At 66.0% G+C, this 22,152-nt stretch carries 19 protein-coding genes and 1 pseudogene; 14 read left to right on the plus strand and 6 right to left on the minus strand.

The features are described from left to right. Positions 1–106: 106 nt before the first annotated feature. Positions 107–940: a hypothetical protein gene (locus GGD61_RS41430; RefSeq protein WP_283806138.1), complete on the minus strand. Its 834-nt coding sequence runs from the start codon at positions 938–940 to the stop codon at positions 107–109. Positions 941–961: 21 nt separating this feature from the next. On the opposite strand from GGD61_RS41430, the gene GGD61_RS14370 reads away from it, so the two are divergent. Then, positions 962–3,259 carry a ribonuclease E/G gene (locus GGD61_RS14370; RefSeq protein WP_283806137.1) on the plus strand — a complete coding sequence of 766 codons (2,298 nt, stop codon included), beginning with the start codon at positions 962–964 and terminating at the stop codon, positions 3,257–3,259. 68 nt (positions 3,260–3,327) lie between these two features. Next, on the plus strand, positions 3,328–4,560 hold the full coding sequence (locus GGD61_RS14375; RefSeq protein WP_183230811.1) for an FAD-binding oxidoreductase: 1,233 nt from the start codon (positions 3,328–3,330) through the stop codon (positions 4,558–4,560). A gap of 85 nt (positions 4,561–4,645) precedes the next feature. Here GGD61_RS14375 and GGD61_RS14380 read toward each other — a convergent pair whose 3' ends face one another. From GGD61_RS14380 to GGD61_RS14390, 3 genes are all read right to left on the minus strand, one after another. After that, entirely contained in the window at positions 4,646–5,980 is a 1,335-nt protein-coding gene (locus tag GGD61_RS14380) for a dicarboxylate/amino acid:cation symporter (protein ID WP_018323010.1), read from the minus strand. Positions 5,981–6,065: 85 nt separating this feature from the next. After that, the gene (locus GGD61_RS14385; RefSeq protein ID WP_092262049.1) at positions 6,066–6,623 is read right to left on the minus strand and encodes a biotin transporter BioY; all 558 of its coding nucleotides are present in this window, start codon (positions 6,621–6,623) and stop codon (positions 6,066–6,068) included. 89 nt (positions 6,624–6,712) lie between these two features. Next, positions 6,713–7,900 carry a pyridoxal phosphate-dependent aminotransferase gene (locus GGD61_RS14390; protein ID WP_092262048.1) on the minus strand — a complete coding sequence of 396 codons (1,188 nt, stop codon included), beginning with the start codon at positions 7,898–7,900 and terminating at the stop codon, positions 6,713–6,715. 176 nt (positions 7,901–8,076) lie between these two features. On the opposite strand from GGD61_RS14390, the gene GGD61_RS14395 reads away from it, so the two are divergent. The 10 genes from GGD61_RS14395 (at position 8,077) to aat (ending at position 17,971) form a co-directional block, all read left to right on the plus strand. Beyond that, positions 8,077–9,477: a M48 family metalloprotease gene (locus GGD61_RS14395; protein WP_092262047.1), complete on the plus strand. Its 1,401-nt coding sequence runs from the start codon at positions 8,077–8,079 to the stop codon at positions 9,475–9,477. Positions 9,478–9,565: 88 nt separating this feature from the next. Beyond that, positions 9,566–10,333 (plus strand): DsbA family protein, encoded by a 768-nt coding sequence (locus GGD61_RS14400; RefSeq protein WP_183230812.1) that lies wholly within the window; start codon positions 9,566–9,568, stop codon positions 10,331–10,333. A 208-nt stretch (positions 10,334–10,541) separates the two neighbouring features. After that, a complete protein-coding gene (locus GGD61_RS14405; RefSeq protein ID WP_183230813.1) occupies positions 10,542–11,345 on the plus strand; it encodes a DUF1236 domain-containing protein in 804 nt (267 codons plus the stop codon). A 258-nt stretch (positions 11,346–11,603) separates the two neighbouring features. Next, positions 11,604–12,071, plus strand: coding sequence for a type II 3-dehydroquinate dehydratase (gene aroQ / locus GGD61_RS14410; RefSeq protein ID WP_092262044.1), 468 nt, complete (start codon positions 11,604–11,606; stop codon positions 12,069–12,071). Between the two features lie 37 nt (positions 12,072–12,108). Continuing rightward, on the plus strand, positions 12,109–12,597 hold the full coding sequence (accB, locus tag GGD61_RS14415; protein ID WP_018323003.1) for an acetyl-CoA carboxylase biotin carboxyl carrier protein: 489 nt from the start codon (positions 12,109–12,111) through the stop codon (positions 12,595–12,597). Between the two features lie 104 nt (positions 12,598–12,701). Then, a complete protein-coding gene (gene accC / locus GGD61_RS14420) occupies positions 12,702–14,060 on the plus strand; it encodes an acetyl-CoA carboxylase biotin carboxylase subunit (protein ID WP_018323002.1) in 1,359 nt (452 codons plus the stop codon). A 106-nt stretch (positions 14,061–14,166) separates the two neighbouring features. Next, on the plus strand, positions 14,167–15,684 hold the full coding sequence (locus tag GGD61_RS14425) for a CHASE3 domain-containing protein (protein ID WP_183230814.1): 1,518 nt from the start codon (positions 14,167–14,169) through the stop codon (positions 15,682–15,684). 5 nt (positions 15,685–15,689) lie between these two features. Then, complete coding sequence (locus GGD61_RS14430) at positions 15,690–16,130, plus strand: response regulator (protein ID WP_018323001.1); 441 nt, start codon at positions 15,690–15,692, stop codon at positions 16,128–16,130. Beyond that, complete coding sequence (locus tag GGD61_RS14435; protein ID WP_183230815.1) at positions 16,127–17,230, plus strand: sensor histidine kinase; 1,104 nt, start codon at positions 16,127–16,129, stop codon at positions 17,228–17,230. Before GGD61_RS14430 ends, GGD61_RS14435 begins: the two co-directional genes overlap by 4 nt. Positions 17,231–17,290: 60 nt before the next feature. Then, entirely contained in the window at positions 17,291–17,971 is a 681-nt protein-coding gene (gene aat / locus GGD61_RS14440; protein WP_018322999.1) for a leucyl/phenylalanyl-tRNA--protein transferase, read from the plus strand. 13 nt (positions 17,972–17,984) lie between these two features. Here the strand turns inward: aat and GGD61_RS14445 are convergent, their stop codons facing one another. After that, complete coding sequence (locus GGD61_RS14445; RefSeq protein ID WP_183230816.1) at positions 17,985–19,019, minus strand: DUF2155 domain-containing protein; 1,035 nt, start codon at positions 19,017–19,019, stop codon at positions 17,985–17,987. A gap of 209 nt (positions 19,020–19,228) precedes the next feature. On the opposite strand from GGD61_RS14445, the pseudogene GGD61_RS14450 reads away from it, so the two are divergent. Both GGD61_RS14450 and GGD61_RS14455 read left to right on the plus strand, forming a co-directional pair. Further along, a pseudogene (locus GGD61_RS14450) lies at positions 19,229–20,177 on the plus strand (alpha/beta hydrolase). A gap of 32 nt (positions 20,178–20,209) precedes the next feature. Continuing rightward, positions 20,210–21,214 (plus strand): Na+-dependent transporter, encoded by a 1,005-nt coding sequence (locus GGD61_RS14455; RefSeq protein WP_183230817.1) that lies wholly within the window; start codon positions 20,210–20,212, stop codon positions 21,212–21,214. Here GGD61_RS14455 and GGD61_RS14460 read toward each other — a convergent pair. Continuing rightward, positions 21,211–22,149 carry a GlxA family transcriptional regulator gene (locus GGD61_RS14460; protein ID WP_183230818.1) on the minus strand — a complete coding sequence of 313 codons (939 nt, stop codon included), beginning with the start codon at positions 22,147–22,149 and terminating at the stop codon, positions 21,211–21,213. The genes GGD61_RS14455 and GGD61_RS14460 overlap by 4 nt on opposite strands. Positions 22,150–22,152 lie beyond the last annotated feature (3 nt).

The raw sequence follows: 22,152 nt of genomic DNA on the forward strand, positions 1-22,152 counted from the left end.
TCTGAAGGATCATTCGCGACGCTGCGGAGTGAAAATCCCGCGCGCCGCCTTGGTCCTGAAGCTTCCGGTTCGGCAAGGCGCGAGAGACGGCGTTTCGGCCTTCCCCTCACCCCCGAATCAGGTGGACCGTCGCGTCACCCGGCAGCGCAGCTCGCGCCCACGGTGAATCGCGCCCGCCGCCGCCAAGAGTTAAGACATGCCCAACAAGATGTTGATCGATGCCACCCACCCGGAAGAGACCCGGGTCGTCGTGGTCCGCGGCAATCGCGTCGAAGAGTTTGATTTCGAGACCGCGCAACGCAAGCAACTGCGTGGGAATATCTACCTCGCCAAGGTCACAAGGGTTGAACCCTCGCTCCAGGCCGCCTTCGTCGAATATGGCGGCAACCGCCACGGCTTCCTCGCCTTCAGCGAAATCCATCCCGACTACTACCAGATCCCGGTCGCCGACCGTCAGGCACTGATCGAGGCCGAGGAACAGGCCCATCGCGAGGCCGAGGAAGAGAGCGAGAACCGCTCCCACGGCCGCCGCCGTTCGCGCCACCGCAACGCCCGCCGCCGCGGTCATGGCGAGCGCGTGCGCAGCGACATCGTCGAAGGCGCAGATCCCGCGGCCCAGCCGATCGAAGGCGCGGCGCTGCCGGAGCACGCCGAGGGCGCCCTGCACGAAGGCGAGCATCTGCACGCCGACGCGGAGCATCGCGGCGAGCACGAAGCTCACGATCACCACGATCATGATCATGACGAGCATGATCACGACGATCATCATGCCCATGATGACGGGCACCTTCACGCTCACGATCATGACCATGGTCACGATGGCGAGCATGATCATCACGACCACGATCACGCCGACGAGACGCCCGCGCCTGTCGCAACGATTGGCGCCGAGCCTGTGGTCGCCGCCGAGCTGCAGGAGACCGCCGCCCCCGAAGCGCATGCGGAAGCTCTGGCTGAGGCCGTGACCTCCGCCGCTGAACCTGCCGATGCCGTGTATGCTGCGGTCGAGAGCGCCGAGGCGCCGCATGCCGAGGCTGCGGAAACAACCGGCGAAGACGACGAGGACGAGGACGAAGACGGCGAGGAAGCCGAAGAGGAAGTCGTCGAATCCGTCGGCGGCGACGACGTGCTGGAGGAAGTGCCGGAGCGCACCTTCCGCCCGCGCCGCCAGTACAAGATCCAGGAAGTCATCAAGCGCCGCCAGGTGATGCTGGTGCAGGTCGTCAAGGAAGAGCGCGGCAACAAGGGCGCGGCGCTGACCACCTACCTCTCGCTCGCCGGCCGCTATGCCGTGTTGATGCCGAACACCGCACGCGGTGGCGGCATCAGCCGCAAGATCACCAGCGCTCAGGACCGCTCGCGCCTGAAGGAAGTGGTGCAGGATCTCGACGTGCCCGAGGGCATGGGCATCATCCTGCGCACCGCCGGCGCCGCCCGCACCAAGCCCGAGATCAAGCGCGACTTCGAATACCTGATCCGGATGTGGGAGACGGTGCGCGACCTGACGCTGAAGTCGCAGGCCCCGACCCTCGTCTACGAGGAAGGCTCGCTGATCAAGCGCTCGCTGCGCGACCTTTACAACAAGGAGATCGACGAGATCTCGGTTGCCGGTGAAGCCGGTTACCGCGAAGCCCGCGACTTCATGAAGATGCTGATGCCCGCCAATGTCAGTGCGGTGAAGCAGTATCGCGACGGCCAGCCGCTATTCTCGCGCATGGGCGTCGAGAGCCAGCTCGACGCGATGTTCTCGCCGACCGTGCAGCTGCGCTCCGGCGGCTACATCGTGATCAACCAGACCGAGGCGCTGGTCTCGATCGACGTCAACTCGGGACGATCGACCCGCGAGCACCATATTGAGGACACCGCGCTCAAGACCAATCTGGAGGCGGCCGAAGAGGTCGCCCGCCAGCTTCGCCTGCGCGACCTCGCCGGCCTGATCGTCATCGACTTCATCGACATGGACGAGAAGCGCAACAACCGTGCGGTCGAGCGCAAGCTGTCCGATTGCCTGCGGCAGGACCGCGCGCGCATCCAGGTCGGCCGCATCTCGCATTTCGGCCTGCTCGAGATGTCGCGCCAGCGCATCCGCGCCAGCGTGCTCGAGAGCTCGACCGATCCGTGCCCGCATTGCGGCGGCACCGGCCATGTCCGCTCGGTGTCCTCGGTGGCGCTGCAGCTGCTGCGCGGCCTCGAAGAGATCCTGATGAAGGGCGCGACCCACAATCTCGTGGTCCGCACCCGCACCGACGTCGCGCTGTATGTGCTGAACCACAAGCGCGGCCATCTGCGCGATCTCGAGAACGGCTTCAAGGTGACGCTGTCGGTCATCGCCGACGCAAGCGTCAGCGGGCCGCAGGCCTATCTCATCGACCGCGGCGAGCAAGTCCATACGCTGGAAGCCGCCAAGGCGCTGCTGGCGGCGCAGGCGGCAGCAAGCCCGCCGCCGATCGTTGAAGACGCCTATGACGACGAGGAATTCGATTCCGAACTCGAATCCGAGGTCGAAACCGAGGAGACCGAAGGTCTCACCGAGGAGCAGGCTGCGGGCGAGGCAGCTTCCGAGCAGGACGGCCAGCGCCGCAAGCGCCGCCGTCGCCGGCGCGGCCGCGGTGGCCAGCGCGACGGCGAGTTGCGTGAGGATAGCCCTGCCGCCCTCCCCGAGGCGGCCGTTGCGGCCGGCGAAGGCGAAGAGGATGCCGAGTCCGAGCAGGATGGCGAAGAAGGCGAGGAACAGGCGGCCCGCGGCGAGCAGCAGGGCAGCGGTGACCGTCGCCGCCGGCGTGGTCGCCGCGGCGGACGCCGTCGGCGTGGTGGCGGCGAGGACGGTCTCGCCGGCTCCATCAGCGACGAGCTCGCGGCAAATGCGCCGTCGGAAGCGTCCGACGCAGTCGCCGATTTCGACGGCTTCGGCGGCGAGGCTGCGCCCTCGATTGCCCAGGCCGAACACACCGCTGAGCCTGAGGTCTCGCAGCCTGAGCAGCGCGCCGAGGTGCAGACCGAGGCGGTGCCGGCCCAGCCTCAGCCGGTTGCCGCGGAGGAAGAGCCCGCCGACGACAAGACCGCGCGGCGCCGCTCCACGGTCCGGGAAAAGGTGAGCTTCCTGTCGAGCAGCCCAATCGAGCCCGCAGCCCCGGTTGCGCAGGCGCCTGAGCCGGCCGCCCCGCCGGCAGCTGAACCCGTGCCGGAACCTGCAAGCGAAACACCGGCGGCGCCACGCCGCGCCGGCTGGTGGTCGCGCCGCTTCGGCGGCGGTGAATAAAGCCGAACACTCAAGAGAAAACGCCCGGGTCAAGCCGGGCGTTTTTTGATTTGGCGAGGTCAGTTCCAATGCAAAGCGCAATTGTTCTCGGCGGCGGCATGATCGGCGTGAGCGCGGCGCTGCACCTCCAGCAGCGCGGCTGGGCCGTCAGGCTCGTCGACCGCAGGGAGCCGGGCCGCGAGACCAGCTACGGCAACGCCGGGATGATCCAGGCCGAAGCGGTCCGCCCCTATCCGATGCCGCGCGACCTTGCGACGCTGCTGAAGATCGCGACCGGCCGCACCAACGATGTGCGCTACAGCCTGTCGTCGCTTCATCTCCATATCGAGCCCCTGCTCCGCTACTGGTGGCATTCGGCCCCGAAGCGCCATCGCGAGGCCGTCGATGCATGGGCGCGGCTGATCGCCTACGCGACGAGCGAGCACGACATCCTCATTCGCGAAGCCCATGCCGACAATCTCATCCGCCGCGCCGGCTATCGCATGCTGCATCGCAATGCCGCTTCATTCGATCTGGCGATCAAGACGGCGGAGGAAGACCGCCGCGAGTTCGGCGTGAATTTTCGCGTGCTCTCCGGCAGCGAGCTTGCCAGGGTCGAGCCGGTCCTGCGCGACGATCTTCCCGGCGCGATCCATTGGCTCGACACCTGGACCGTGTCCGATCCCGGCGCGCTGGTCACGGCCTATGCCGAGCTGTTCGAGCGCCGCGGCGGCGCCATTGTGCTCGGCGATGCGCAGTCGCTGCGGCAGACCGCGACCGGCTGGTCGGTCGATACGGACCAGGGGCGTCTCGACGCCGCCAACGCCGTCGTGACCCTCGGGCCGTGGTCGCCCGATCTCCTCCACAAATTCGGCTATCGCATTCCCCTGGTGCGCAAGCGCGGCTACCACATGCATTACAGCGGCGGCCCTTCGCTCGACCTGCCGCTGATCGACAAGGCCGGCGGTTATGCCATGGGGCCGATGGCCAAGGGCATTCGCATCACCACCGGAGCCGAGCTGACGAGCCCGGATGCGCTCGCGACGCCCGTGCAGCTCGCCAGCGCCGAAGCATCCGCGCGCGAGCTGATCGACCTCGGCAAGCGCGTCGAGCCGGATCCGTGGTTCGGCACCCGCCCCTGCACGCCCGACATGCTGCCGGTGCTCGGGCAAGCTCCGCAGCATCTCGGGCTCTGGATGAATTTCGGCCACGGCCACCAGGGCTTTACCCTCGGACCCGCGACCGGGCGCCTGCTCGCCGAGATGATGAGCGGCGAGACGCCTGCGATCGATCCGATGCCGTACCGGCCGGAGCGGTTCTAGCCGAAAGAAAAAGGGCTGATCGAGCATCTCGACCAGCCCTATGACTTCAAGGTCTGACAGCGCAGCTCGCGCCGTCAGGTCCAGATCAGTCCGTCGTGATCGCCGTCTCCATGTCGGTCGGATCGATCTGCTTGGAGAGGTTGGCGTTGAGCTTGTCGCGGTCGAGCTCACCCTCCCACCAGGCGACGATCACGCAGGCGACGCCGTTGCCGCACAGATTGGTCAGCGCGCGGCACTCGCTCATGAACTTGTCGATGCCGAGCACGATCGCCATGCCCGGCACGAGGCGCGGATCGACCACGGCCAGCGTCGCCGCCAGCGTGATGAAGCCCGCGCCGGTGATGCCGGAGGCGCCCTTCGAGGTCAGCATCGCCACGACCAGGATGGTGAGCTGCTGGCTGAAGCTGAGATCGACGCCGAGCGCCTGCGCGATGAACAGCGTCGCCAGCGTCATGTAGATGTTGGTGCCGTCGAGGTTGAACGAGTAGCCCGTGGGCACTACCAGACCGACCACCGACTTGGAGCAGCCGAGCCGCTCCAGCTTCTCCATCATGGACGGTAGCGCGCTCTCCGAGGAGGAGGTGCCGAGCACGATCAGCAACTCGTCCTTGATATAGGCCAGGAACTTGAAGATCGAGAAGCCGGCCAGGCGCGCGATGATGCCGAGCACGACGAACACGAACAGCGCCGCGGTGGCATAGAAGGTCGCGATCAGACCGATCAGGTTGAGGATCGCACCGGTCCCGAACTTGCCGATGGTGTAGGCCATCGCACCGAACGCACCGATCGGTGCCGCGCGCATCACGATCGAGATGACGCCGAACACCGCATGCGCGGCATCGTCGATGAAGCTGCGGATGGTGTGGCCGCGCTCACCTAAGCTCATGATGGCGAAGCCGAACAGCACCGAGAACAGCAGCACCTGCAGGATCTCGCCTTGCGCGAAGGCGCCGACCACGGTGTCCGGAATGATGTGCAGCACGAAGTCGACGGACTTCTGGCCGGCGGCCTGCTTGGCGTAGTTCGCAACGGCCGCCTCGCTCGCCGCAGCATTGCCAAAGCCTGCGCCCGGCTTGACGAGATTGCCGACGACGAGGCCGATCACCAGGGCGAAGGTCGAGACGACCTCGAAATAGACCAGCGCCTTGACGCCGATGCGGCCGACCTTCTTGGCGTCCTGGATGTGGGCAATGCCGGAGACCACGGTGCAGAAGATGATCGGGGCGATCACCATCTTGATCAGCTTGATGAAACCGTCACCGAGCGCCTTGATCCATTCGTTGGTTGCGAATTGTGGCCACAGCCAGCCGACGATGGCGCCGAGCACGATGGCGATCAGCACCTGGACGTAGAGAACCTTGTACCACGGCTTTGCTGCGGGCGGCGCGATCGGCGCCTCCGCCATCGTTGTCGTCGTCATTGTTTCACTCCCCCTCAAAACGCTGGGCCAGCCAAGATCAACTTGGCCGGCCCTGTCAATTGGAACCGCGAACTCTTTGCGCGCTTTACCGGCGACGCTCGATCAGCCTGCGCGCCGCCGGCATCAACGTCGCGCCAAGCGCATTCTTGACCAGCGAAGCTGCAATGAACGGCACGATTCCGACCTGCCAGGCTTTTCCAACGCCCAGCCCGAGGCCGAACGCCAGCCAGCCGAACCCGGCGGCCAGAATGACGATATGGCCAACCGCCATCGCTGCAAACAGCAGCGCCACGCTGCGATCCCAGCCGCGCTCGGCGAGCCAGCCGGTCACGAAAGCGGCAGCGACGAAGCCGAACAGATAGCCCGCGGTCGGGCCAACCAGCGGTGCAATCCCACCCACCGGTCCGGCGAATACCGGCACGCCAAGCGCGCCCTCGGCGAGGTAGGCGATCATGGTTGCGCTGCCAAGACGCCAGCCGTAGGCCGCGCCGATCATCAGCACGACCAGCGTCTGTAATGTCATCGGGACATAGGGCAGCGGCAGGCTGACCTTGGCTGATAGCGCCATCAAAGCGGTGCCGAGCGCAACCAGCACGACGGCACGCATCGCGCCGACGGTTTCGCCCGGCCGGGTCGGCCACATCAATGCGGCGAGAGAAGAATGTGGCGCAGCAGCGGTCGAGACAGATCGGTCAGACAAGTTGAACTCCGGTGGTGGTCGAAAACTGGCGGCTATTTAAGCCAGTGAGCGATCCGGTCAACCGCCTCGCGCATCTCCCCGGGCGAGCGTGCATAAGAAAAGCGAATGAACGATCGGCCGTGAACGGGATCGAAATCGACGCCGGGCGTGGCCGCGACGCGTGCCTGCTCCAGCATCTGCTTGGCGAACTCGAAACTGTCGGAGGTGAAGTCCGAGACGTCGGCATAGAGATAAAATGCACCATCGGCCGGCAAGAACTTGCTCAGGCCGGCTTTCGGCAATCCCTCGATCAGAATTCGCCGGTTTTCCTGATAGCCGTGCTTGATCGTCTCCATCTCGGCTGCGCCGTCGAAGGCGGCCTCTGCCGCGATCTGTGACAGCGACTGCACCGAGATCGATAGGTTCTGCTGCAGCCGCTCGATCGGCCGCACCAGAATTTCGGGCACGACCATCCAGCCAACACGCCAGCCGGTCATACAGAAATATTTCGAGAACGAGTTGATCACGAGTGCGTGCTTGGAGAGCGCGGCCGCGGTGACCGCCGGAAACGCATAATCGAGCCCGTGATAAATCTCGTCCGAGATGAAGCGGATGCCTGCGTCTTCGGCGGCCGCCATCAAGCCGGCGAGCGCTTCGCGGGACATCATCGTCCCCGTCGGATTGGCGGGGCTGCCGACCAGCACGCCCTTCAACGGCATCTTGAGATGCGCCGCGAGCAACGCCTCGCCGGTGAGCGCATGGCGCGTCTCGTTCGTGGTCTCGATCAGCACCGGCTCGCAACCGAGCGCGGTGAGGATATGGCGATAAGGCGGATAGCCCGGCACCGTCACCGCGACGCGGTCGCCGGGCTCGAACATCGACAGGAAGGCCAGGATGAACCCGCCGGAGGAGCCGGTGGTCACGACGATCCTGTCAGGGCTGACGTCGCAGCCATAGGCATCGCGATAATGGCGCGCGATGCGCTCGCGCAGACCGGGAAGACCGAGTGCGGAGGTATAATCGATCCGCCCGGCCTCGAGCGCCGCGTGGGCGGCCGCAATCGCGGTGCTGGGCGCCCCGGCCGCGGGCTGGCCGACCTCCATATGGATGACATGGCCGCCGGCGGCCTCGATTCGGGCTGCCGCGGCCATGACGTCCATCACCATGAACGGGGGAACATCACTGCGGCGGGAGGGCTCGAGCCACTGCCCCAACCGGTTCCTCAATGTCGCATCGTGCATCGATTTCTGCTATTCGCTGGCGGGCCGGTGCCTCCGGTCCGGGAAACGGGGCGCTTGCGCCCCAGACTGGCCGCATTGTACGGCTCATAAGGGGTGAGGCTCATAAGGGCATATCGCGTATCCGGTCCGCCGCCAATCGCCAAAACCAAACACGAAACTGCTCTCCAGACCGTTTGATGTTGCTTCAGATCTCATTGCGCAAGAAGGCCTCCGCCCTCACCGCCCTCGTCACGGCTGCGGCGATCGCGCTGCTGCCGCTCCCGGCGGCGCGGGCGCAGCAAAAGGGGCCGCCTGTCCTGCGCGACACCGAGACCGAGCAGCTGCTGCGCGAATATACGCGCCCGATCCTGCGCGCCGCGGGTCTGGAGAAGCAGAACATCCAGATGGTGATCCTGAACGACAGCTCGTTCAACGCGTTCGTCGCCGACGGCCGCCGCATCTTCGTCAATTACGGCGCGATCCTTCAATCGGAAACGCCGAACCAGATCATCGGCGTGCTCGCGCACGAGACCGGGCATCTGGCCGGTGGCCATCTGTCCAAGCTGCGCGAGCAGCTCGCCGCCGCCCAGACCCAGATGATCATTGCGATGCTGCTCGGCGCCGGCGCGATCGCCGCGGGCAGCACCCAGCGCAGCAGCGCAGGCAACAACGGGCTCGCCAATGCCGGCGCCGCCGCGATCTCCGCTCCGCAGGAGGTGATCCGCCGGACGCTGCTGTCCTACCAGCGCCAGCAGGAGGAGAACGCCGACCGCGCCGGCGTGAAATTCCTGACCGCGACCCAGCAATCGCCGAAGGGCATGTACGAGACCTTCAAGCGCTTCACCGGTGAGAGCCTGTTCGCCGCGCGCGGCGCCGATCCCTATCTCCAGTCGCATCCAATGCCGGCCGAGCGCGTCGCCGCGCTTCAGGAATTCGCCAGCTCCAGCCCCTACTGGAACAAGAAGGACGATCCCGCGCTCCAGCTCCGCCACGACATGGTGCGCGCCAAGATCTCCGCGTTCATGGAGCGGCCCGAGACGGTGTACCGACGCTATCCCCAGACCAACGACAGCATGCCGGCGCGCTATGCCCGCGCCATCAGCACCTATCTGCACGGCGATCTGCGCAGCGCGCTGGCCCAGATCGACGCGCTGATCCAGGTGCAGCCCAACAACCCGTACTTTTACGAGGTGCGCGGCCAGGCCCTGTTGGAGAGCGGCAAGCCGGCCGATGCGGTCGCTCCGCTGCGCAAGGCCGCACAGCTTTCCAACAACGCGCCCCTCATCGAGATGTTACTTGGGCAAGCTCTGGTTGGAACCGATAATAAGGCCTACACCGACGACGCCGTTCGGATTCTCCGCGCCGCGGTGGCGCGAGAACCGGAAGCGGTGCTCGGCTATACCCAGCTCGCGATGGCCTATGGCCGGAAGGGCGACTATGCCGAAGCGGATCTCGCCTCGGCGCAAGCCGCTTACCTGCGCGGCGACAACAAGACCGCCCGCGAGCTCGCCACGCGCGCGAAAACCCGTTTCGCCGTCGGCACACCCGGATGGGTCAAGGCCGACGACATCGTGGCGGCGAAGCCGCCGCGCAACTGAACGACGCCCGATACCACGACGTCACGACACCGAGCTTAAGTCCGCCGGGACGTATTCCGAAACCTGCTTTGGATAAGAGGATTTACCTATGCCTTCGCTGCGCCTGCTTGCTCCCGCGTTGTTTGCGTTCGCCCTGTTCGGTGCAGCCGTGCCCGCGTCGGCCGACAGTTTCTCCGACACCCAGCGCACCGACATCGAGAAGATCATCAAGAACTATCTCATCAGCCATCCCGAGGTGCTCGAGGAGGCGATGGCCGAGCTCAGCAAGCGGCAGGCCGCGGCCGAGACGCAGAAGCACGAGGCCAGCGTCGCGCAGAATGCCGACGCGATCTTCAACTCACCGCGCCAGGTCGTGCTTGGCAACAAGGACGGCGACGTCACCTTCGTCGAGTTCTTCGATTACAATTGCGGTTACTGCAAGCGCGCGATGGACGACATGCTCACCATCATGAAGGCCGATCCGAAGCTGAAGGTGGTGCTGAAGGAATTTCCGGTGCTGAGCCAGGGCTCGGTGGAGGCTGCGCAGGTCGCGGTTGCCGTGCGCATGCAGGATCCCTCGGGCAAGAAATATCTCGACTTCCACCAGAAGCTGCTCGGCGGCCGCGGCGCGGCCGACAAGGCGCGCGCGCTTCAAGCCGCCAAGGAAGCCGGCCTCGACACCGCAAAGATCGAGAAGGACATCGCCAGCCCCGAGGTGCGCGCCACCATCGAGGAGAACTTCAAGCTCGCCGAAGCGATGGGCATGAACGGCACGCCGAGCTATGTCATCGGCAAGCAGATCGTGATCGGCGCGGTCGGCGTCGAAAGCCTCAAGGAAAAGATCGGCATTGCCCGCTGCGGCAAGGCAACCTGCTGATCATACGTTTTACGATCCTGAAAACCCGAAAAGGCCGGCTGACAAGCCGGCCTTTTTCTTGCGCCGAACGTTGGCGTCTTCGTGCAAAATCATTCATCTGGCATTCAACAAACAAATGCCGCGGAACAGGCGAAGTTCCGGAACAACTCAAATCTCCTTTCGTTGTCGGCGCGGGCAATGACGCAAAGAAACACGTGAGGAGAATTCGATGTTGAACCGCTTTATGATTTCGGTTGCCACGCTCACGCTCGTCGCCGGCGCCGGTCTGGCGAACGCACAGAACACCATGGGCCGTGACAGCGGCGGCGGCGCCGGTGGCGCGCAGATGCAGCATTCGCAGCCTTCCGGCGGCGGCGCCGCGGAGCGCGGCGCGAGCGGCCGCGATTCCATGAGCCATGACAAGGGCACCGTCGGCCAGGCCGGTGGCGCTGGCACCATGAAGTCCGATCGGGCTTCCGAAGACAAATCCGGCGCGATGAAGGACGAGCGCTCCCCGGGCGGCGCGATGAACAAGAACGCGGCCGAGGACAAGGCCGGCGCCACCAAGGGCCAGCGCACAGACGAACGTGCGCAGGACAAGTCCCAGCAGGACAAGTCGAAGAGCATGAGCTCGGACTCGACGACAAAGTCGGACCCCGCCAAGTCTGCCAAGGACATGAAGGCTGAGGACAACAAGGCGGGCGGCGCTGCCAAGACCAACAATGCGGCTACGACCGACAAGTCCCAGACCACGACCGGCACCGCCTCCGCGACGGCTTCCGCGCCGCCGGCCGAAAAGCGGTCTGAAATCTCGACGGCGATCAAGTCGACCAAGATCGAAGAGACGACGAACGTCAACTTCAACATCTCGGTCGGCACCGCGATCCCGGCCTCCGTCAGAGTCCATCCGCTTCCGCCCCGGATCGTGGAGATCTACCCGGAGTGGCGTGGCTATGAGGTGATCTTCGTCCGCGGTCAGTACGTGATCGTCCGTCCGCAGACGCGCGAGATCGTCTACATCATCGAAGGCTAAGCTGCTTCGCTGATACCCAAATGGGCCCTTGCCGAGAGATCGGCAGGGGCCTTTGGCCTATGCGTCGCCCTCCCCTGCGAGCCTCCCTCCGGCAGCCACGATTAGAACTGGTTAACAAGCGATTTCCGTAGCTTCCGCACAGGTTTTTGCACCGGGGATGAGGTACTTGAAGGCCCCTGGGAGGCCCTTCAAGGCTTCCCCTAGGCCTCTTTGTTACCTATAACCCCGCCACGCCGAGCACCTCTTCCCGGGATTGGAATGGCAGAACCTGCAACCGATACGATCCTCGTCCTGAACGGGCCGAACCTCAACATGTTGGGAACGCGCGAGCCCGAGAAGTACGGCCACGCCACGCTGGCCGACGTCGAGGCACTGTGCCGGGAGACCGCGGCAACGTTCGGCCTCAAGGCCGATTGCCGGCAGTCCAACCGCGAGGGCGAGCTGATCGACTTCATCCACGAGGCGCATGCGCGCAAGATGAAGGGCATCATCGTCAATGCCGGCGGCTATTCGCACACCTCGATCGCGCTGCACGACGCGCTGCTCGCGGTGCAGATCCCGACGGTCGAAGTGCATGTGACCAACATCCACGCCCGCGAGAGCTTTCGTCACCACTCCTACACCGCACGCGCCGCTTTCGCCTCGCTCTGCGGTTTCGGCATCGAGGGCTACCGCCTCGCCATCCAGGGCCTTGCCGCCAAGCTTGCCATCAAGCCCAAAGCCTGAAGCCCCCTCATCAAACAGAACATTCGGATCAAACAACATGGCGCGCCAGCCAGACGACAAAGCAGCCGCAAAGTTTTCCAGCGAGGATTCCGCGCTCGTCCGCGAGCTCGCTTTGCTGCTCGATGAGACCAGTCTCACCGAGATCGAGATCGAACGTGCGGGCCTGCGCCTGCGCGTTGCCCGCAACGTCAGCGTTGCTGCGACCATGCCGATGCAGATGGCAGCCGCTCCCGCCGCCCTGCCGGTCGCCTCCGCCGCGCCTGTCGCCGCCGGACCCGACCTGTCGAAGCATCCTGGCGCGGTCAGCTCGCCGATGGTCGGCACCGCCTATTGGGCACCGGAGCCCGGCGCCAAGCCGTTCATCGAGGTCGGCAGCAAGGTCTCGGTCGGACAGACCCTGCTGATCATCGAAGCCATGAAGACCATGAACCAGATCCCCTCGCCGCGCGCCGGCACGGTGACGCAGATCCTGGTCGAGGACGGCCAGCCGGTCGAGTACGGCGAGCCGCTGGTGATTATTGAGTAAGCGAATGGGGAATAGCGAATAGCGAATGGTCCACCCCTTCCCTACTCGCCATTCGCCATTCGCCACTCGTCATTCGCACCTTCCTGTTTGCCCGCTGAGGCACCATGTTCGACAAGATCCTCATAGCCAATCGCGGCGAGATCGCCCTTCGCATCCTCAGGGCCTGCAAGGAGCTCGGCATCGCGACCGTCGCCGTGCACTCCACCGCCGACGCCGATGCCATGCATGTGCGCCTGTCGGACGAGAGCGTCTGCATCGGACCGCCGGCATCCAAGGACAGCTATCTCAACGTGCCCGCGCTGCTCGCGGCCTGCGAGATCACCGGCGCCGATGCCGTGCATCCCGGTTACGGCTTCTTGTCCGAGAATGCCCGCTTTGCGGAGATCCTCGCCGAGCACAATCTGCATTTCATCGGCCCCAAGGCCGAGCACATCCGCCTGATGGGCGACAAGATCGAGGCGAAGAAGACCGCCAAGCGGCTCGGCATCCCCGTGGTGCCCGGCTCCGACGGCGCGGTCGGTCCCGATGACGACGCGCTGGCGATCGCCAGGAAGATCGGCTTTCCGGTGCTGGTGAAGGCGGCGGCCGGCGGCGGCGGCCGCGGCATGAAGGTGGCGCACAGCGAGGCCGACCTGCAGGTGGCGCTGTCGACGGCGGCCAACGAGGCCAAATCGGCCTTCGGCGATGCCTCGGTCTATCTGGAAAAATACCTCCAGAAGCCGCGTCACATCGAGATCCAGATTCTCGGCGACGGCCGCGGCGGCGCGATCCATCTCGGCGAACGCGACTGTTCGCTGCAACGCCGCCACCAGAAGGTCTGGGAAGAGGGCCCCTCGCCTGTCCTTGCCGCCGCCGCGCGGGCCAAGATCGGCGAGACCTGTGCGAAAGCCATGCGCGAGATGAAATATCTCGGCGTCGGCACCATCGAGTTCCTGTTCGAGGACGGCGAGTTCTACTTCATCGAGATGAACACCCGCATCCAGGTCGAGCATCCCGTCACCGAGAGCATCACCGACATCGACCTCGTGCTGGAGCAGATCCGCATCGCCGCCGGCGGCGATTTGCCGGCCAGGCAGGAAGAGGTCCAGGTCATCGGCCATGCGATCGAGTGCCGCATCAACGCCGAGAATCCCCAGACCTTCCGTCCCTCGCCCGGCCGCATCCTGCAATACCATCCGCCCGGCGGACTGGGGGTCCGGATCGATTCCGCGGTCTACCAGGGCTACACGATCCCGCCCTATTACGATTCCCTGGTCGGCAAGCTGATCGTGCACGGCAAGACCCGCGCCGAATGCCTGATGCGGCTGCGCCGGGCGCTGGACGAGATGGTCGTGGAAGGCATCGAGACCACGCTGCCGCTGTTCCGCGCGCTGGTGCGTGAAGACGACATCATCAACGGCGATTATCACATCCACTGGCTGGAACAGTATCTGGCCGGCAAGACGGAACCCGCTCCGCGATAAATCCACTTTCGTCGTGGAACCCTTTGGCCCCCATCGCGTTCTCGACGCGGGGACAGTTCCAAGGGGGCGTTTTGACTTCCGCTGAACGTGACAGAACGAGGCCGTCGTGACGGCCGAGGCCCATCGACGGCGCGCATTTTGGCAGATCCTGCTGATTTCGGCGGGTCTTCTGATTCTGACCGTGATCAGCGCCGGCTCGGTCTATCTCGTCAACAAGGCGAGGGAAGACAGCACATGGGTGCTTCACACGATCGAGGCGGAGAGCCAGATCAACGCCCTACTGCTTGAAATCCGCCGCGCCGAGAGCAGCGCCCGCGGCTTTCTGCTGACGCAGGGACCGGATTTCCAGTCGGACCACGAGAAGGCCGTCGCAGCGATCATTCCGGCACTCGACAAGCTCACGCGCCAGATCGGCGACAATCCGGCGCAACGCGACAGCATCGAAAAACTGAGCGCGGCGATCGAGACCCGACTCGACCAGTTCTCGCGCGAAATGAAGTTCGTGAAGGACGGCCAACCGGACAGGGCCACGGCGCTGATCCGCGAGGCCGCGGCCGGCAACACCACAACTACCATCAGCAATTTGGCCAACGCGATGATCCGCGAGGAGGAGCGGCTGTTCCGGGTCCGAACGGCCAACTCCGACCGGAGCCAGACCCTGGCTGCATCGATGACCGGCATCGGCTCCGGCCTCGTCGTGCTGCTGGCCCTGATCTCGACCTGGCTGGTGCGGCGCTCGGCCCGCGCCCGTGACGAGGCCGAAGTGCGCCTGCGCGACGCCAACGTCAATCTGGAGTCCGTTGTCGACGAACGCACCGCGGACCTGCGCGAGGCCAACGACGAGATCCAGCGCTTTGCCTATATCGTCAGCCACGATCTGCGCTCGCCGCTCGTCAACATCATGGGCTTCACCAGCGAGCTCGAAGAGCTCAGCGGCGATATCTTCCGCCGCATCGGCAGCCTCGCCCACGTCCCCGCCGGCGGGCCGCTACTGGCGCCAGGCGCGCCCGGCGAGTTCGTGCTCGAAGGCGCCGACAAGCAGCTCTCGGAGGATTTTTCCGAGGCGCTCGGCTTCATCAAGACGTCGATCGCCAAGATGGACCGGCTGATTTCGGCCATCCTCAACCTCACCCGCGAGGGCCGACGCGAATTCCAGCCGGTGAAGATCGACACCAGCGAGCTGATCGAGGCCATCGTGTCGACGCTGGCGCACCAGGCGGCCGAGGCGCAGGCCGAGATCCACCTCGAGCCGCTGCCTGACATCGTCAGCGACCGGCTCGCACTCGAGCAGATCTTCTCCAATCTGATCGACAATGCGATCAAGTACCTGAAGCGCGGGGTGCCCGGCGAAATCAGAATCCGCGGGCGCACCAAGCTCGGCTACGCTATCTTCGAGATCAGCGACAATGGCCGCGGCATCGATCCGAAGGACCATCAGCGGATATTTGACCTGTTCCGCCGTGCGGGAACCCAGGACAAGCCCGGCCAGGGCATTGGTCTTGCGCATGTGCGTGCACTTGTGCGTCGCCTCGGCGGCACCATGTCGGTATCGTCGGAACTGGACGCGGGCAGCACCTTCACGATCACGCTGCCGATCGCCTGGAATGTGAGCAACCGGAACTGAGATCGATGACCCAGCCTGTCACCATCATCATGATCGAGGACGATGAGGGCCACGCCCGCCTGATCGAGCGCAACATCCGCCGCTCGGGAGTCAACAACGAGATCGTCTCGTTCCCCAACGGCACGGACGCAATGCAGCATTTGTTCGGCGCCGACGGCTCAGGGCTCGTGCAGAAGGGTAATGCGCTGCTGATCCTGCTCGACCTCAACCTGCCCGACATGACCGGGATCGACATCCTGAGGCAGATCAAGGAAAACAAATATCTGAAGGCTTCTCCCGTGGTGGTGCTGACCACCACTGACGATTCCCAGGAAATCAAGCGTTGCTACGAGCTCGGCTGCAACGTCTACATCACCAAGCCCGTCAACTACGAGAATTTCGCCAATGCCATCCGGCAGCTTGGCCTGTTCTTCTCGGTCATCCAGGTCCCTCCCGCCGCCCCATGAACCAGCGCACGCCAACACTGCTCTACATCGACGACGACAGTGCGCTGGCGCGCCTGGTCGATCGCGGCCTGACGCGGCGCGGCTACCGGGTCGTCCATGCCGCGAGCGGCGAGGAAGGCCTGGAGCGCATCCGCCGCGCCGCGGTCGAGGGCGGCATCGACGTGGTGGCGCTCGACCAGTACATGCCCGGCCTCGACGGGCTGGAGACGCTGGAGCAGATCATGGCCATCCCGGGTGCGCCGCCCGTGGTGTTCGTCACGGCCTCGCAGGATTCCAGCATCGCGGTGACCGCGCTGAAGGCCGGCGCGGCCGACTATCTCGTCAAGGACGTCACGGGCGATTTCATCCCCCTGCTCCACGTCGCAACCGAGGGCGCGCTGCGCCAGGCCGAACTGCAGAAGGCGCGCGAGGAAGCCGAGGCCGAGATCCATGCTTCGCGCGACCGCTACGCCGCCCTTGCCGCCGAACGCGAGCTGCTGCTGCGCGAGGTCAACCACCGCGTCGGCAACTCGCTCCAGATCATCGCCTCGTTGCTGCACCTTCAGGCAAGCTCCGCCGCGCAGGACGAGGTCAAGGCGGCACTGACCAACGCGATGGGCCGAGTCGCCGCGGTCGCGCAAGTGCACCGGCGCCTCTACACCTCGCAGGATCTGAAGAGCGTGGTCCTGAACCAGTATCTGGACTCGCTGCTCGAGGATCTCCGCCGCTCCGCCGAAGGCAACCGGATGTCGCGCCTGACGCTGAAGGCCGAGCCGATCGAGATCGATCCCGACCGCGCGGTCGCCGTCGGCATCATCGTCAACGAGCTGGTGATGAACGCGGTGAAATACGCCTATCCCGACGGCGCCGGCCCGATCCATGTCGAGCTGCACGCGCAGGGCGAGGATGTCCTGCTGTCGATCACCGACAACGGCGTCGGTGACAACGTCAAGGCCGATCCGCGCTCCACCGGCATGGGCCAGCGCATCGTCGCGGCCATGGCCTCGAAGCTCGACGCCACGGTCGAGCGCGATCCCACCCATTCCGGAACCCGGATCGTGCTGAAATTCGCGCGCATGCCGGCAGCCCCCGGCAGGACCAGCACCGCCGCCGCGAGCTGATCTCGCTGCCCTGCTCACCCCCATCGCAACCGCGTCGCGATCCTGCTATGGTTGCGAACCATGACTTCGCGCGACTCCGCCCCGTCTGAAATCACACCGGCCGTGCTGCTGCGCGCCTATGCCTGCGGCATCTTTCCGATGGCCGAAAGCGCCGAAGATCCGACCCTGTTCTGGGTCGAGCCGGAGCTGCGCGGCGTCATCCCCCTCGACGGATTTCGCGTCGCCTCGCGGCTCGCGCGCACCGTGCGCTCGGATGTGTTTCGCGTAACCGTCAACACCGCGTTCAAGGCGACGATCGCCGGCTGCGCCGCGCCGCAGGCCGGACGCGAGGACACCTGGATCAACAAGCGCATCCGTGACCTCTATGGCGGCCTGTTCGAGCTCGGCCATTGCCATAGCGTCGAGGCCTGGCAGGGCGAGGACCTCGTCGGCGGGCTGTACGGCGTCAGCCTCGGACGGGCCTTCTTCGGCGAGAGCATGTTCCACACCGCGCGCGATGCCTCGAAGGTCGCTCTGGTGCATCTGGTCGCGCGGCTCATCCATGGCGGCTTCGAGCTGCTCGACACGCAATATGTCACCGAACATCTGAAGAGCTTTGGTGCGGCCGAGATCTCGCGGCGGCGCTACACCGCGCTGCTCGACAAGGCGCTCGCGGGCGAGCCGGGCGATTTCCTGAAGCTCTCGGCGGGTGAGGCGATCCCAGGCGCACGCGCGCTCGAGATCATCGCAGCGCGGCAATAATCGATAGCCAGGCCTAGCGGCCAAACCCCGGGATACCGAACAGACCTGGTCGCTGCTCCGGCGGCGGAGGCGGCGGCGGTGCCGGTTGCTGCTGCTGGATCGGCGGCAGAGGCTGCGGCGGACGCTGCTGAACCTGCTTCGGCGCGGCCTTCTTCTGCGCGGGCGGCGGCGGAGGTGCAGGCTTGGCCGCCGGATCCGGCGCTGCGGTCGCAATGGTCTGCTGCGGCTCTTTGCAGTCGGTGAGCCAGATGTCGTAGATCGGATGCTCGACGCCGTGCAGGCCCGGGCTTGCCGCGTACATCCAGCCCGAGAAGATCCGCTTCACCTCGCCCTGCAAGGTGATCTCGTCGACCTCGACGAAGGCGTCGGTGTTGGTGGCCTCGGTCGCCGGTCGCGTGTAGCAGGCGTCGGTCTTGACCCTGAGCGCGCCGAACTGGACGGTCTCGCCGATCTCCTCGTCGAAATTGATGATGCGCCCGGTGATCTTGTCGAGCCCCGAGAAGGTCGCCTTCTTGTTCACGATCTTCTGGGCCGGCGGCTCGGTGACGACCTCGTCGCCCGGCTGCAGGCTCGCCGGGGTCTGCGGCACGGCGCCGCCCGGCCCGCCCTTCTGCTGCGGCTGGCGACCCGGCGCACCCGGCTGGCCGGCGCCCGGCGGCGCGACCGCCACAGGCGGCGGCTGGTTTGGGGGGGCGACGGTGGAGCCCGGCGGCGGCGCCAGCGGCTGGGTCTCGACCGGCCCCGGCATCACATTGCCCTGCCGGCCCGGCGGCGGAGGCATCGGGCGCGACGGCAGCACGCGGCCCTGCGGCGGCAGCTCCGGCACCTCTTCGTCGTCATCGGGGATCTGCTGCGGCTGGGGCTGGCCGCGCGGAATGTTGCCGGGCGGCCGCAGCGGCGGTGGATCGGAAAAAATCGTGCCGATCTGCGCCTGAGCCGGCGTCGCAACCGTCAGTGCGGTGGCGGCCAAAAGCGCCGCAAGACCTGTCAGGGTAATGGTTCGAAACATCTCGCGCGGCTTCAACAGCGAATCGGGCTTGTTGGACATTCTACAGGGGATACCGCCGCTCGCAGGCCCTCCGGTTAACACGGGGAATACGGCGGGGGAAGGGCGGCATCCCTGCCCTGCCCGCCGCCCGCTGGCCAGGGCGGCTGACGGGTGGGATAGTCGGAAAGCCCCTCCTTTGGGGCGCGCGGCGGGCATCGCCCCGAAAATCACATTCAACGATAACCGGAAACCCCGAGGTGCGCCGTTCCATGCCCGTTATGCTCGATCCCGATGCCGCCGCCGTCTATAGGGCGTTCCAGGAGGCCGGCCGCCCCGCCTACGAGACCCTGACCGCGGACAAAGCGCGCGTCTATTATGCGCAGGCCCGCTTTGCCACCAACCCAGAGCCGCCGGAGCTCGCGCGCGTCACGCCGCTATCGATCCCGGCGCCGCACGGGGTGATCCCCACCCGCCTCTACGTTCCCAAGGAGCCACGCCGGCACGACGGCCTGTCGCCGGCGCTGGTGTTCTTCCATGGCGGCGGCTGGGTGATCGGCGATCTCGACTCCCACGACGTCGTCTGCCGCCAGCTCGCGGTTGAGGGCGCGCTGATCGTGATCTCGGTCGACTACCGTCTCGCGCCCGAGCACAAATTTCCCGCGGCCATTGAGGACGCCATCGCCGCAACCCAATGGATCGCCGCGAACGCACGCGAGCTCGGCATCGACGCCTCGCGCCTGTCGATCGGCGGCGACAGCGCTGGCGGCAACCTCACCGCGGTCGTCGCGCTCGCCGCGCGCGAGGCTGGCGGTCCCGCACTCGCAGGCCAGGTGTTGATCTACCCGGCGACCGACTTCGCCATGACCCACGGCTCCCACAGCGAGCCCGAGACCAGCGTGCTGCTGACGCATTCGGTGATCTGCTGGTTTCGCGACCACTACCTCAATGGCGCCGCCGACATCCATGACTGGCGCGCTTCGCCGGCACGTGCGCAAAACCTGGCCGGCCTGGCCGCCCGCCTATGTGCTGACCGCCGGCGCCGATCCGCTGCGCGACGAAGGCGACGATTATGCCGAGCGCCTCAGACAGGCCGGCGTATCGGTCACGACCAAGCACTATCCCGGCCAATTCCATGGCTTCTTCACGATGGGCAAGTTGTTGCAGCAGGCCAATGTCGCCGTCGGCGAGATCGGCGCATGGTTGAAGGGATTGGGATGACAGTCGCGTAGGCCGACGCACCAACGATACCGATGCCTGTCCTTCTCCAAACCATCATCACCTTCCCGCTGCGCGTCCTGACATGGCTCGGCAGCCAGGGCACACGCGGAGTCGCGGCTGTCGTGTTCATCGCGGCCGCGGTGCCACCGCTCGGCGGGCTGCTGCGTCCCTATCTCACCGAGGCAATCCTCTGCCTGCTCTGCATCTCCTTCATGCGGGTCGATCTGGCCGCCCTCTACGGCCATCTGCGCCGGCCGGCGCTGGTTGCAACCGCCACGGCCTGGACCACGATCGGCGTGCCGCTGATCGTCGGATTGATCGCGCACGCAACCGGGCTCACGGCTCGCGCGCCCGGGCTTTCGCTCGCGCTGATGCTCCAGAGCATGGCCTCGCCGATGATGGCCTCTCCGGCACTGGCCGCACTGATGGGTCTCGATGCCACGCTCGTGCTGATCACGCTGGTGACCTCGACCGCGCTGGTGCCCTTCACGGCCTCGCTATTCGCCGGCCTCTTCCTCGGCGACATGCTCAGCGTTACGCCGCTGACGCTGGGCCTGAAACTGCTCGGCATCCTCGCAGCATCGCTGCTGGCCGCCACAGTGATCCGATGGATCTTCGGCGCGGAGGCGATCCAGCGTCACAAGACGCCGATCGACGGCCTCAACATCATCATCCTCTTCATCTTCGCGGCCGCGATCATGGGCGATGTCGTCAGCGACCTTCTCGCACAGCCGCTGTTCACCCTCGGCCTCGCAGCTCTCTCATTCGCGATCTATTTCACGCTGCTCGCGATCACCACGCTGCTATTCCGCCGCATCGGCACCGAGCGCGCGCTCGCACTCGGGCTGATGGTGTCACAGCGCAATCTCGACCTGATGCTGGCGGCCACGGCCGGCGCATTGCCGCCCACCACCTGGCTCTATTTCGCGATGACACAGTTTCCAATCCATCTCGCGCCCTACATGCTGATGCCGATCGCGCGGCGCCTGACGGTACGCGCGAACACCTCCAGCTCTGCTGCGACGAGCATCCCCTAACCCGCCCGCGCCGCGCGCCGCAGCGCCTGGGGCGGCTGGCCGAACGCGCGGATGAAGGCGCGGCGCATTCTTTCGGGATCGCCAAACCCGGTCGCCTCTGCGACCAGCTCGATCGCTTCGCGCGAGGACTGCACGCGCTCGCGCGCGACTTCGAGCCGCAGCCGCTCGATCGCTTTCGACGGCGTCGCGCCGGTCTCGGCGGCGAACGCGCGGGCGAAATGCCGTGCGCTCATGCCGGCGCGATCGGCGAGGTCCTCCACCGTCAGCGGCGCGTCGAGATTTTCGCGCGCCCAGGACAACAGCGCGCCGAAGCGGCCGTTCGGTGTCTTCAGCTCCAGCAGCGAGGAGAACTGCGACTGGCCGCCGCTGCGGCGATGGTAGAGCACGAGCTGCCGCGCGGCCTGCTGCGCGATCTCCTCGCCATGGTCCTCGGTGACCATCGCGAGCGCCAGATCGATGCCCGCGGTGATGCCGGCTGACGTCCAGACATTGCCGTCGCGGGTGAAGATCTGGTCCGGCTCGAACTTCACCTTCGGATAGCGCGCGACGAAATCGCGCGTCCGTCCCCAATGCGTGGTGGCACGGCGGCCGTCGAGCAGTCCCGCCTCGGCAAGCACATAGGCGCCCGAGCACACGCTTGCGACCCGCACGCCGCGCCGCGCCAGCCGCTGCACGAAGGCGCGCGTGACCTCGCAGCGCGCGGCATCCGCAACGCCCGCGCCGCCCGCGATCACCAGCGTCGTGATCGCATTCGCCGACTTGAAATCACGCGCCATCATCTCGACGCCCGACGAGCTGCGCACCAGTCCCGCGCCCGCGGCCAGCACGCGCAGCGCAAGCGTCTTGCCAGTGCAGCGCGCCGCGACCTCGAACACCGAGATCGGGCCGGCCGCATCGAGCAGCTGGAAGTCCGGGAAGATCAGGATGCCGATCATAGG

It is taken from the genome of Bradyrhizobium sp. SBR1B, from assembly GCF_014198205.1.
GTDB lineage: Bacteria > Pseudomonadota > Alphaproteobacteria > Rhizobiales > Xanthobacteraceae > Bradyrhizobium.